The organism is Candidatus Clostridium stratigraminis, from assembly GCF_045310675.1.
GTDB classification, from domain to species: domain Bacteria; phylum Bacillota; class Clostridia; order Clostridiales; family Clostridiaceae; genus Clostridium_AT; species Clostridium_AT stratigraminis.
In genome coordinates, this window is the sequence record NZ_JBJHZZ010000003.1 from 229,410 (window position 1) to 243,860 (window position 14,451).

General features: G+C 33.2%; 5 protein-coding genes. 2 read left to right on the forward strand and 3 right to left on the reverse strand.

Features of this window, described 5'->3' with window-relative positions; translation table 11 throughout:
- Positions 1-167 precede the first annotated feature (167 nt).
- Positions 168-1,613, forward strand: a complete 1,446-nt coding sequence (locus ACJDUG_RS07790; RefSeq protein WP_406769382.1) for a PQQ-dependent sugar dehydrogenase — start codon at positions 168-170, stop codon at positions 1,611-1,613.
- A gap of 203 nt (positions 1,614-1,816) precedes the next feature.
- On the opposite strand, the gene ACJDUG_RS07795 is transcribed toward ACJDUG_RS07790, so the two are convergent.
- The 3 genes from ACJDUG_RS07795 to rlmD all read right to left on the reverse strand — a co-directional run bounded on the left by ACJDUG_RS07795 (position 1,817) and on the right by rlmD (position 12,286).
- Complete coding sequence (locus ACJDUG_RS07795) at positions 1,817-2,344, reverse strand: helix-turn-helix domain-containing protein (protein WP_406769331.1); 528 nt, start codon at positions 2,342-2,344, stop codon at positions 1,817-1,819.
- Between the two features lie 298 nt (positions 2,345-2,642).
- The gene (locus tag ACJDUG_RS07800) at positions 2,643-10,241 is read right to left on the reverse strand and encodes a S8 family serine peptidase (protein WP_406769332.1); all 7,599 of its coding nucleotides are present in this window, start codon (positions 10,239-10,241) and stop codon (positions 2,643-2,645) included.
- 689 nt (positions 10,242-10,930) lie between these two features.
- On the reverse strand, positions 10,931-12,286 hold the full coding sequence (gene rlmD / locus ACJDUG_RS07805; protein ID WP_406769333.1) for a 23S rRNA (uracil(1939)-C(5))-methyltransferase RlmD: 1,356 nt from the start codon (positions 12,284-12,286) through the stop codon (positions 10,931-10,933).
- 284 nt (positions 12,287-12,570) lie between these two features.
- Between rlmD and ACJDUG_RS07810 the strand changes: the two genes are divergently transcribed.
- Positions 12,571-14,433 (forward strand): LTA synthase family protein, encoded by a 1,863-nt coding sequence (locus ACJDUG_RS07810; RefSeq protein WP_406769334.1) that lies wholly within the window; start codon positions 12,571-12,573, stop codon positions 14,431-14,433.
- Positions 14,434-14,451: the final 18 nt, after the last annotated feature.

The window sequence follows — 14,451 nt, forward strand, 5'->3', positions numbered from 1 at the left end:
TCTCCATAAAAAATTAATCTAAAAACTATTTTAGATTGATAAACATAAAAAATTAAGAAAGCTAGATGTATACAAATATAGCTAACTGTATCAATTTGGTACTAATAGAAAAGTTCTAATCATATTTTTATAAAAGAAAAGAATATGAAGGAGTGTAAAGTTAGTTGATAAAAAAAGTTAAAGTTGGTTTACGGCCCCTTGTTAGTAAAATTAATTTACCAACCGTTTTGAAAACAGCAATGCTCCCAGGTGACTCAATGGAAAGATTATTTATTGCAACCCAGGTAGGGGAAATCTTTTACATTGGAAAGGACGCTATAAGAACTTTTTTAGATATTAGCCCACGAATCATAAAGCTAGGGTTTTCTGGTGGTAAATATGACGAACGTGGATTAATAGGGCTAGCATTTCATCCGCAATTTTATTATAACGGCCTATTTTATCTTCATTATTCAGTAGCTGGAACACAAGGTCCAGGTGCTCTTCCTAGTTCGGAAGTTTCAAGACAAGGTCTTCCTGAATTTTTCAAGCCTAACCCATGTGATCCAAGAACCTTAAACCAAAAGTGGATAAATAGAGAAGTTAACTATGATCATATTGATACAGTTGAGGAATGGATTTTGGAGTCCAATGGTCAACCTCAAAAACGCAGAACAATACTTAATATAAGGAGACCATTTTTTAACCATAACGGTATTAATAGCTTAAACTTTTCACCTGAAACTGGAAAACTTGTTTTAACAGTAGGAGATGGTGGCTCAGGATATGATCCATTTAATTTAAGCCAGGATGATTTGGAAATCGCCGGCAAAATAATTGAAATTGAGGTAGCTAAGAATACATTTATCAATAATCCACCGATAGTCACACGTTTTAGCGAACTTCCGGTACCTATTCAAGAAACACTTACAGTAATAGCAAAGGGGACTCGCAACATACCTGGCATATCATATCAAAGATTTCATAATCAGTTTATCAAATATGTAGGAATTGTTGGGCAGGATCTAGTTGAGTCAATTTTTTCATTCATTAATTATAAACCAATACCAGTTCCTCAGCTTATTCAAGCTTCTTTAATGAAAGCTAATCCTGATCAAGAAGGATTTATTAACTTTGGCTGGCGAGGGTGGGAAGGTGCTTTCCCTACTACCATTATAAGGGGCTGCTCCGCAAATCCGACTTTGATTGAGGAAACAATTGCTTATTTCGACGATGCAGTAAAGACTTCAACGCATCGTATTCCGCCTCTAATTAGTTACTTCCATAAAGAGCCTAGGCCGGATAAGTTTGGAGCAACTGCACTTACAGGAGTGCAAGTCTATATGGGTAATGAGATACCCGATTTAGCTGGGAGCCTTGTATTTACTGACTTTGCTCGGGATGATGGATCAGCGCCTCCAATTAGAGGAGTTTTAGCTTATACCAGGGAAAGAACAGATTGTAAACTAAATGATTTTAGTGTTATTGAAACCAATTATAATTTTGGATCTCAATCAGCTTATTATACTAGTTTGGGAACTAATCTGAATCAAACCAGACTATATTTAGGAGTTTATGGCTCTATGAATGTTACTGATTTTAACCAAGGTACTATTTTTCAAATTGTTCCATGATTTAAAAAATTAAAATTATATTTAATATCATATAAGCCCCATTCTAGGATAGACTATAAATTCAGCATGCCTTAAGGCTTTGCACAAATCAGGGTATGAATGCTATAACCATAAAAAGCCCTTCTGATAATATTCTTACTTATTAATATCAGAAGGGCTCTTCATGGCTCCTAGTACCTAAACTTTAACTATAAACTTTATGATCATTTATTATTTTTCTTTTTGAAATATACTGCAAATATGATACCCGCTGCAAATGTTATGGTCGCAATGATGCTTATAGTATTTGTTAAATATAGCGGTAGTTTCATTTGTGTGGGTAAATCAGAAATAGTAATGTCGAATCCTTCTGGAGGCGTTAATATCTTCTTGAAAGAAAAATGTGCAAATCTTGACATCAAAAAAAACAGTGCAGAATAGCAAGAAAAAATATACCCTGCCAGATATCCCTTTTTCTTAATAAGTTTTGACACAAAATTAACTGTCAACTCACTTTTATTGTCTGTTAGAGCTTTCTCAAAAACTTTGTTGTCTATTTCTTTATTAAGAAGATAGTCTGTTGTAACCCCTAAAATTTTACTAATTAATAATATTTTATCTGTATCAGGTAATGACTCACCCAATTCCCATTTTGAAACAGCTTGTCTAGATACACTTAGCTGCGCTGCAAACTGTTCTTGTGACATATTTTTCGTTTTCCTTAAACATTGTAATTTTTCTCCAAAATTCATTCCAATTACCCCCTTCTTTATTAAAATATATTTCAATATATAGCTGCGGTCTACCAAGCAAGCCTTGAATTTCCGCAACTAACAGTTGCAAGTCCAATTTTAAGCTGCTTTTCTTAAAAATATATTAGCTTTTAGCATCTATTAAATAGTCAGTAATGTTACCCAATACACTTACTTCTGGATTTAGTTTATCATAGAATTTATTGATTTTGAATGCGGTGAATTCTTGACGCTTATATACATACTAAAAAAGAACTCCAACTCATCAAAAGTTGAAGTTCTTTCTTTTAAAACAACCTTAGTGTATGCATTGAACTAATGAATTTACAGAGTTGTCTGAAATCCCTCCGCCAGTTCTTATTATAGTATTTCCATACCTTTTACCAAGTACTGTTTTTTGACTTAAAGCTAAATCATTACCTGACAATACTACTGGAGATCCATTAATCGCTGCCACAGGCCCTGCTGCCAATGCATCTACTAGCTCATATCCCTTTGCTATATAAGTCTTATCTATACCACTTCCATAAAACTTATCTATAACTAATGCATTTGTTTCAAATCTATCTTGCCCCCCCAATCTGTTATTTCTTATATCTCCCGAAGTAATTTCATCAAGCTTATTAAGTACATTATTAGATACTACCCCTGAACCACCTATAATATAGGCATTCTCTATATTCTTTGATTTTAACCAGTTATAAGTAGTTGTTGGGATATTGTCTTTTTCCACTAATATTATAGGCATATTATCCCTGCCTGCAACAGATGAAATAGATAAAGCATCTGCTTCACCATATCCATTACTTACAACAATTTTACTTACATTATAACAGTTTTTATCTATATATTTTGCAACTTCTAAGGATGTACCATATCTATCGCTTCCACTAATTCTTGTAACAGTTAATCCTAAAGCTTGTATCTCATTCTTCACATCATCACTAACTACACCGGTTCCCCCTACTATTATAGCATTCTTAGCTTTTAATCTCTTTATCTCATTTACAGTTGAACCCGGAAGAGATTTTGTTTCAGTAAGCAGCAATGGTGCATTTATGTATTTAGCCAAAGGTGTAGCTCCCAAACCATCTGCCATAGCTTTTCCATTTACTATTATTATATTATCAGAATTACTAAATTGACTTTGGCTTAACTTGACAGCTGTATCATATCTGCTGCTTCCTATTAGTGAGTTGACTTGTATATCTCTATTTGCAACGTTAACTATACAGTTAGCAGTGTATCCGCCTTCAATAGTTTTAGCCGTTATTGTTGCTGTGCCTTTTCCTATGGCTGATACTTTTCCAGCATTATCAACTATAGCTACAGAAGTATTGCTGCTTGACCAAGTTACACTTTTATTAAGCGCCTCTGTAGGTTTTACTGTTACTGCAAGATTTGTTGATTCTCCCCTTTTTAAGTTTGCGCTAGTTGTGTCTAAGCTTACTCCTGTTACCTGGTCAGCCTTTCCTATATTTGTTATAGTAACAGTTTTGGTTGTTACATTCCCTGCAGCGTCCGTTGCAACAAAGGAAAAGCTTCCATTTTCGGTAAATGTGTGGCTGGCTGCATTGATTGTGCCTTCATTTGTGGAAGCAGTTACTGTAACACTTGAAGAAGTTGGTGCTGTGTTATACGGGTTTATTGTTATAATAGGTGGAGTTTTATCAATATTTGTTATTGTTACGGTAACGGTGGTCTTTTTACCCAAGTTATCTGTTGCTACAAAGTCAAAGCTTCCATTTTGTATAAAGGTATGACTTTGTGCATTGAGAGTACCTTTGTCAGCACTGGCTGTAACTGTAATATTCTGATTTGTCGGAGTTTTAATATAGTCTCCTATTGATATAACCGGTGCTGGATCTTGTGAAAGATCCTTTTGGGGTGAATATATAATTGTGCTGCCGTACTCACTGACAAAATTGTTTAAAATATTCATAGTTGGAGAATTAGCAGATATATCAAGGTAATTATTCGAAACATCCAAATTCATTAGCATCAGATTTTTAATTGGGCTTATATCTGTTATTTCATTATTTGATATATCAAGACCTAAAAGATTTGTAAGGTTTTTTAATTCATCAATGTTAGAAATATTATTCTTCGAAACATCCAAATCTAATAAATTGCTTAGTTTTTCAATACCTGCGAGATTCTGCAAGCCGCAATCTGATAAATTTAAAATTAATAAATTTGTTAAATTATTAATTTTACTTAAATTTGTTATTTTATTACCTGAGATATCTAAAAACATAATATTGGATAATCCTTCTAATGACGAAATATCAGTTATTTTATTATGTGCAAGATTAAGCTCTCCAAAATTTAAGCCTAAAGCTTTGAGGTTAGACAAGTCACTGATACTTACAATCTGATTATCCGAAAGGTTAAGGTCACACAGATTTGTTAAATTGCCTAGTGGCGTAATGTCTGTGATATTATTTTTTGAAAGATTCATTGATTTTAGATTCACAAAACCTGACAAAGCACTAACGCTGCTGATATTATTTCCTGACAAGGAAAGCCAACCATCATTTAAGCCAATATTTATAAGCCCTCTAAGGGGTGAAATATCTGTTATTTGGTTATTAGAAAGATCAAGTGTCGTTAGGTTTGTATAATGTGATAGTCTGTTTATGTTACTAATCTTATTATCATTTAGATATAATGTTGACAAGTTTTGAAGGTCAGGCAGTAAGGAAATATCCGTAATATTATTTTGACCTAAAGATAAATCCGTCAGATTTGTAAGATTAGCAAATACACTTAAATTATTTATATTATTTTCGTCAAGATATAAAGCCCTGAGATTTTTAAGTCCAGATAATTGGCTGACATCAGTTAACTTGTTTTTCCAGAGGTTAAGAGATTGTAATGTGGTTAATTTTGATAATGGTGAAGCATCAGCTATATTGTTATCGGATAAATCAAAATCTACCAGATTAACTGCATATTCCATTCCGGTAACATCTGTTATATTACTGCTTGAAAGGGATAAGCTCTGTGTAAGTACTCTCATTTCACCTCGGGTAATTATATTATCCTGGTTGGTATCAACTCCGGCATTAATTAAAGCCGATTTAAGATTATCATCCTTAAAGGTTACCGTGGTATCATCGTCAGGCAAAGGAGAATAAATGGTAAAAGTCACTTTTGTGGTATTACCATCATCATCTGTTACTATTAAATCATGTTCTCCTACTTCTGAAACAGTATCACCGTTGTTGAAGCTAACTCCATCCAGCAAAGCAGTTCCTTTATCAAAGGTAATTGTCACAGAACCAAGATATCCGCATCCGTCACTTACACCGGTTACTACTGGCGGTGTAGTGTCTCCGACTTCTCTTAAAATTTGTTGATTTACTTTATCATACGAAAATAAATCATTGTTTTTAGATAACTCAACTAAATCATAAGAATTTGGAAAAGTACCCACTAATGAAAAATCTGACTCGTCGTAAGCACTGTTATTTGTAAAAATAAAGCCATTTTTTGCGAAAATAGTAATGCTTCCCATTGAATTAACAACGCTTGGACTATTCGGATTATATACATTGCCGCTATAAAAAACATAATTTCCATCATAAATGATGTTGTTACTAACATATGACGTAGATGGTATTGAGCCGATAACCCTGTCATTTATTAAATCATAATAGTAAAGTTTATTGCCACCGCCTCCTGATTCACCTATATATAAAATATGATTGTCAGTGTTTAACGCCAAGCCGGGATAGTATACCAAACTAATATTTAATTTTTTTTCATTTTTTGTATTTATGTTATAACTGTAAATATCGCACCATTGATCTCTTTCAGCGTAGTATAAATAATTACCGTCCTTTACGATTTTGTTTGGGTCTGAGCTTGTATAAAAAGTGTTTAAGATGTTTCCGCTTATTTTGTCTATTTCCAAAATCTGATCAGCATCATCTAATGCAACATAAAGCTTATCATTATCACAGATTATATCCGTTGGCCCGCTTTTTAAAGGAATAGTCTTATCGATATTAAGAGTCGTATCATTTATAAAAAATATAGCTTTGTCCTTTTTGGAAATGGCATACAAAATCTTTGATTGATCATCATTAACCCATTTATTCAAATCAGATGTCATACTTAAGGATTTTTCATATGGACTTCTTTGAGTACTCGTCACTGTAGAAGGTATTTGAGGCGATTTTGTGCCCTTAACCTGATCAACTATCTTAGTTTCATTTACGGTTCCATCTTCACTTGTATATTTAACTATGCTGTTACTATTATAACTAAAAGTGAATAAGTCACCGGCATTTGACATTTCCACTAGATCTACACTATTTTTTAAATTCCCAAGCTTTACATGAGTTTCTTCATCATAAATGCTTGAGCTTGTAAAGACCATGCCATATTTGGCAAGAATTATAGTTTGCTCTCCATTATAGTCACCTTCTATATGAAGTGGATTTGCAGGATCAAAAGCTCTTCCAGCATAGAATACATACTTGCCATCACAAAGGGTAACTCTCTGAGGATAAGGGTATCCATAGTCATTGTTATATGTGGTGTGTCCTATAATACTATTATTTATTGTATTATAATAAGTCAAATCAGAGCCGGATAAATTGGCCTCACCAATATATAAAATGTGTGTAACGGGATCTATTGCAATGTCAGGCTCGCATAAAGAAGATAATAAACATATTTCATTATTTGTAGTAAGATCATATTGATTTATTGAACACCATTGATCATTTTCAGCATAATAAATTTTATCTCCATCTACAGCGATACTATAAGGATCATACTTTGTATAAATTTTAGATATCACTGTTTTTGTAGAAGGATCAATAATTAATATTTGATTGGCATCATCCAAAGAGATATATAATTTGTTATTAGCTAATTTGATATCTGTTGGCCCGCTGGCAAAAAACAGAGTTTTATCGACATTTAAAGTTTTATCATTTATAAAATACAAAGCCTTATCATTTTTAGAAATTGCACACAGGGTATTTGTATCATTATCCTTTACCCAATTTGTGATGGCAGAGCCGATATTAAGTGTGGTTATATTTGAGTCAGTTTTAATACCTGATGAACTGACAGGGATAGAAGGAGCATATGTACCACCAACCTGTTGAATGATAGTTGATTGGTTGAGGCTACCCTCATTATTACCATATTTGGTTAAGCTTATATTGGAAGCATTGTATACAAACAGGCTTCCACTGTCTGATGCTTCAATTAAATCTGCCTGATTTTGAAAGCTGCCAAGCTTCTTATGGGTTTGCTCATCGTATATACCAGCGTTAGTGAAAACCAAACCATTTTTTGCAAATACAATGGTTTGCCCTCCATTATAGTCACCTTCTATATGTTTTGGATTTGTAAGGTCAAAGGCTCTACCTGCATAAAATATATAATTGCCATCGCATAGAGTAACTCTTTGGGGATAAGGATATCCATAATCATTGTCATATGTGGTATGGCCGATTATACTATTATTTATTGTATTATAATAGTATAATTTAGAACCTGATAAACCGGATTCACCTATATATAGGATGTGATCTTTTGGATTTATGGCTAAATCAGGACAGTACAAACTTCCTAAAGTTAATCTAGTGTCTGTATTTGAAGAAAGATTGTAGTTATGTACCTCACACCATTGATCTCCTTGAACATAATAAATGTTGTTCCCATCTTTCACTAACCTATAAGGATCAACTACTGTTGTAATTGTGTTTATTATAGCTTTGGTTGCTATATCAACCACAATTATTTCTTTGAGATCATCTAAGGTAATGTAAAGTTTTCCGCTATCGGCAATTATATCTGTAGGTTGAGCTGATAATGTCAATGTTTTGTCAACATTTAAGGTCACGCTATTAATAAAAAGCAAAGACTTGCTGTTTGTAATTGCACATAGATAACTACTTGCGTTATCAAATACCCATTGAGTAATTGGTGTGCTTAAATTTATCTTGGTTGTAGATGCTGAATTATTTTCGATAGTAAAATCCAAAGTTGATGAATTTCCTGCAGCATCTGTTACTACTAAATGATAACTGCCATTTGCGTTCAACACATAGCCACTGATAATTTGGTTGCCATTTAAAAGGGCTTTTCCTTCATTGAATTGAATTGTTACATTTCCAGTATAGGATTTGCCGTTCTCCACTCCAGTTACTGTTGGTGCAGTTTTGTCTACTGTAAAATTATAAGTTGAAGTTGAACCGAAGGGACTGGTTAAAACGACAGTATATTTACCTTCAGCACTAACAACATATCCACTGTTAATTTGGTTTCCATTTAAAGTAGCAGTACCATAATTAAATACAATTGCTTTATCTGTATTATAGGAAGAACCGTCCGTTATCCCATTTAATACAAGAGGTGTTGTATCAATACTAAAATTAACGGTAGTACTGTTATTGCTGCTATCTGTTACGATTAAAGTGTAGGAACCGCTTGTACTTACTGTTGTACCACTGCTAAAGGGAACTCCATTTAATGTTGCCGTTCCTTTGTTAAATTTAATGGTTTGGGCGGTGTTGTATACACCCTTATTTTGTACACCTAAGACTATAGGGTTTAGCGAAGCTTGTACAACTTTTTGTGCGTTAATAAGACCCCAGCCGTAATAAGTATCTAAGGAAGCAGCGCCTAAGTCTGTACAAGTATCTTTAATAAGTTTTTCAAAATAATCTTCAGTTATGCTTTTATCAACGGATTTAGCCAAAGCAGCTACTGAAGCAACATAAGGCGAAGAAAAAGATGTTCCGTTTACCGGTGCATATGTATTTGTTCCGTTTGCCACAGCCACCAGAACATTTTCTCCGGGGGCGCAAACATCTACCATGTTATTATGCTGTGAAAAGTAAGAGGCCTTATTAGCGCTGTTTACGGCACCTACACTTATGACATGATTATCTGAAGCAGGATAAGAAAGACCTCCACAATTGGGATCGCCTGGAGCTCCTTGGTTACCTGCAGCAGCAACAACTATACACCCTTTACTATAAGCATAATCAATGGCATATTGCTCAGCGGGATCTATTTCATAGCTTCCAAGGCTTAAATTAATTACATCGCATCCATTATCAGCTGCCATCATAATTGCAGATATTACCTCATCCGAATATATATTTCCACTAGGGTCTGCAACCTTATAGGGCATAATAGAAACATTCCAGCAAGCGCCTGCTATACCTTTTGAGTTGTTGACAGATGCAGCGATTACACTGGAAACCATAGTGCCGTGGCCTACAGCATCGGAGGTTACATTTGCCATATTATTATAGAAGTCGTAGCCATTTAGGAAGTTAGGACCCTGCAAGTCTTCATGACTTCGATACAAGCCACTGTCAATTACTCCAACTTTAATAGTGCTGGAACCTTTTGTTATATCCCAAGCTTCCGGAATATTAATGTCAGGTAATGCCCATTGATTCGAGAATTTTTCATCATTAGGTGTAACGGAATCCACTTTTCTGAGAACAGGCTTTTCTAAATTCTGAATTATGGAAGAATATGTGTTTTTAAATAATTTTAAATCGGAGATTTCTACCTTAAAAATTCTTTGGGAGCTGTCAGATAGCAGTTTATATTTGAAATTTGATACGCAATCATATACTTTATCCAAGCTAACATTACTTAGAAACCTTATTATGTAGCATTGGTTTTGGTTGCTAAAAATTTCATCGTCGGATTGCGCCTGAATGGCTTGTTGCTCCATAGTAGTTTTGTCTGTGTTATTTGCTGACTTGTTTGAAAGTTCAATGGCTTGAGTTCTTAGGTTGTCCATATTTTCAAAAGGATTTATACCTGCCTGTGCCGAGGCCGGCAGTGGCGGAATTAAGGTAAAGAGCATAGCAAGAATAATAAAAATCGGTAACAGACGTTTTTTCATTTAATGATATCCCCCTAAATTTTCGCGAATATATTGGTAATTATATCATTTTTTACATTTTTAATCAATATTTTCTGTATTTTAGTTGTATTATGAAGTGTATATCAGAAATTAAAATATTTTCAACGCACCCCAGGGTAGATGCTTATTATCAGTAAAACACATAGGGAAATTATATCTATTATATTCAATACCAACTTTTTAAATTTTTCGTACGTTTTTTAATAAGAACAAAAAAATGACTGTCACACATAAAAATAGTTATGTAACAGTCTTGAATTATTATTGTTTTACAAATACGACATTAATGGCTTTTATAAGAGCCTCAACTTTATCTCCCTGCTTAAAACCTGCATCTTCTAAACTCTCTCTCGTCATCACGGACGTTACAACCGGGGAATTATTTCACCCATCAACAGTCATCTTGATTTGAGCCATAACATCATCTGCCTTAATTTCCTCGACTCTTCCCACCAATTTATTTCTTACTCCAGCCTGCATTTGCTATACCTCCTATAATATTATTCCTATTATAGTTTTAGTATTGCCTCCATATGGAAATTCATACATCATAATAGAGTCTGTAATATTATTAACAAAAATTAATTTATATCAGCGAAGTATGGCAACAAGATAATAGTTCATTAGGTCTTCTGTGGTTCAAAACCTTCAAAGCCTTTGAACTCAACCTATTTGCGTACTATCTTTACAACTGTCTCAACGTGTGGGGTATGTGGAAACAAATCCATCAATACCACCTTCTCCACCTTATACCCTTCCTCAGTCAGCACCTTTAAATCATTAACTAAACTCTTAGGGTTACAAGAAACATATATGATTTCTGGAGCATTAAAATCAATAACATATTTTAGGGCTGTTGGGTGAACCCCAGGTCTTGGGGGATCTAAGATAATTATATCTGGCTTTTCCTTTATAGTTTGGATGACCTTTGCCACGTCACCCGCTATGAAGCTGCAGTTGTTTAATCCATTTAATTTGGCGTTTTCATTTGCCGCTGTTACAGCTTCTTCTATTAATTCAATGCCAATTACCTTTTTTGCCTTTTGGGCTACAATTTGCCCTATAGTTCCAGTTCCGCAGTACAGGTCAAATACCGTTTTAGTGTCTGCCTCGCCCATAAAGTTTTTCACTAAGCTATATATCTTTTCTGCACCCTTGGAATTTGTTTGAAAGAAAGACATTGGACTTACTTTAAACTTTAATCCTAGAATTTCTTCTATTATATAGTCTCTACCATAAAGAACTTCTACTCTATCAAAAGCTACCATATCTGAAAGAGAGTCATTTATAAAGTGTATTACGCCTGTAAGCTTTCCTTCGTAATTTATGCCTTTAAGCTTTTCAGTAAATTCAATAAGATTAAAGTCTAGCTGTGAGGTTGTTACTAAGTTAATTAATATCTCACCAGTATTTTTGGCCTTCCTAATTACCAAATTTCTTAAATAACCTTCATGCTTAATGACCTTGTAATAAGATAGCTTTTTTTCTCTGAAATAGTTTAAAACTGTAGATAATATTTTTCTAAAATCAGCATCTACAATTTGGCAGTTTTCTACTGTTACTATTCCAAAGCTTCTTCCCTTTAAATGCATCCCTAAAGTAAGTTCTCCACCCTTTTCATAATCTCCAAAGGTGAACTCCATTTTATTTCTGTAATTAAATTCTTCAGGACTTTTTTCTATTCCAAGAAATTCAAAGTCTTTTACTTCACCAGCATATAAAAGCTCCTGTACCTGATTACTTTTAAACTCTAATTGTTTTTCATAAGGCACTTCCTGATGTGTACATCCGCCGCAGTCATTGTAATGAGGGCAGTTTACTGGCATTTTATAATCAACGTCTCCTAGAATTTCTACTATCTTTGCTTCAGCATAGGCTGATTTTATTTTGCTGATTCTTCCTTTAATTTTTTGTCCAGGAAGTGCGCTTTTTACATAGATCTTTTTATTATCTAGATTAGCAACACCCATTCCTGGAAACTCTGTACTTTCTATATTAAGCTCATATTCCTTGCCTTTTTTCATTTTTACCTCCAAAGTAATTTCAAATGTCATTATAAATCTCATAACATTAATATTATGCATTACCAATTTTATAATGTAAATAAAATCTTTAATTTTTAAGAAATTGAACATAAAAAATATGCTTTTGATTTATTACATATAAATAATAAATTTGTAACAATTTATTCATACTTTTGTAACAATATCGTCATAAAGAAGTCCTATACTTTAAAATGCCTATATTTTGATTTGCATTAGTAAAAAAATAATTAAGCTCTGAAAATGCATCCATGGAGGATTGTTTAATGAAAAAAGCTAAAAACATTCTTATAAATAATTTAGATATTATTTTATTTTTTACAACTTTATCTATAAAAGTATTATTATACGGCAGACAAATTCAAGAAAATTACTTCAAGTATCAAACTATAATTATTCCAATAGCTTCTTCAGTATTGATTCTCTTAAGCTTACTTTTACTATTTAAGAAAAGAAGCAGAATTAAGGCCATTTTAATCTTGGATATTTTTATTAGCTTAATTTTAATCTGCGATATTAATTATTTCAGGTATTTCAAAGATATTCCTACAATATCAGTACTTAGAAATGGTCTAATGCTTGGAACAGTTAAGTCTAGTGTAGCAAGTTTATTTAGGCTTAGTGATTTATTATTTTTAGCAGATATACTTTTGTTCTTTGTAATCAAGAGATTAAATTTAACCAAAAACTTTAGTGAAACAAAACTAGGATATAGATTATGTACCCTTGTAATTTTACTTATTACAGGAGTTGTAATAAACTCAATTTATATTTATAAATTATCTGTTGAACAGCCAAGACTTATTACAACAATGTTTAATAGAATATATATAGCAACTGATCTTGGAATACTTGATGCTCATGGTATAGATATATATAATGAAATTACAAATACTATAGACAGGCATTCAGCCTTGCCAAAAGAAAATGAAGCAGCCATTAAAACCTTTGTTGAAAGTAATTCCATTGAAAATACAAACAAACTGTCAGGTATAGCTAAGGGAAAGAACCTTATTATGATCCAAGTGGAGGCACTTCAACAATTTGTTATTAATCAGAAGATTGAAGGTCAGGAAATTACTCCAAATCTTAATAAATGGATAAAGAAAAGTGCTTATTTCAATAACTTCTTCTACCAGATCTCTTCAGGTGGAACCTCTGATGCAGAGTTTATGACCAATAATTCTCTCTATCCATCTGCCTCAGGTGCGGCATATTATATGTATTCAGGAAACGTATTTGATTCACTTGGAAGCTCCTTCAAAGCAGAAGGATACAGTACTGCTGCTTTCCATGGCTTTAAAAGCACATTCTGGAATAGAAATGTTATGTACAATGCAGAAGGTTTTGATAAGTTTTACAGTGATAAGGATTATACTATTGATTCTAAGGTTGGCCTTGGTCTTAGTGATGAATCCTTTTTAAAGCAATCTGTAGATAAACTTAAGACACTGCAAAGCCCCTATTATGCCTTTCTAATAACCCTAAGCAGCCATTTCCCTTTTGACGACCAAGCAGGTTATGGGGATTTTAATGTAGGCAAATATAATAACACCTTGATTGGTAATTATATTCGAGGGATACATTATACTGACAAGGCTCTTGGAGATTTTCTAGATACCTTAGATAAAGAAGGAATACTAAAGGATTCTATAGTAGTTTTATATGGAGATCATAATGCAATTCCTAAGGAAAATGAACAGGAATTAGCTGACTTTATGAATATTAAGGATATGAATGACATGCAGTGGTCTATGCTTCAGAAGGTTCCATTGCTAATTCATTTCCCAGATGATGAAAATGCAGGCACCTATAATAAATTTTCCGGTGATATGGATGTTTACCCAACCCTTAAGAATTTATTTTCTCTTAAGGGAGGAGAAACTTTTGGTAAGGATTTATTTAATTCAACTGATGAAACCGTAATTTTTAGAAACGGATCCTTTACTGATGGAAATATATATTACTATTCTCCTAATAACACTTATTATAATATTAAAACCGGTGCTGTGACAGCTGAAGATAATAATCTAAAAGTAAAAAAAGATAATGTGCAAATACAGCTTGAATATTCCGATGATATTCTTAAGCATAATTTAATAAAGAAATATAAAGAGAATAGTAATTAATTTAATGACATCCATATG

What these genes read in the sequence shown, in the direction of transcription:
- ACJDUG_RS07800 (WP_406769332.1), bottom strand. Translation starts at nt 10,241, where the DNA reads ATGAAAAAACGTCTGTTACCGATTTTTATTATTCTTGCTATGCTCTTT.
- rlmD (WP_406769333.1), bottom strand. Translation starts at nt 12,286, where the DNA reads ATGAAAAAAGGCAAGGAATATGAGCTTAATATAGAAAGTACAGAGTTT.
- ACJDUG_RS07795 (WP_406769331.1), bottom strand. Translation starts at nt 2,344, where the DNA reads ATGAATTTTGGAGAAAAATTACAATGTTTAAGGAAAACGAAAAATATG.
- ACJDUG_RS07810 (WP_406769334.1), top strand. Translation starts at nt 12,571, where the DNA reads ATGAAAAAAGCTAAAAACATTCTTATAAATAATTTAGATATTATTTTA.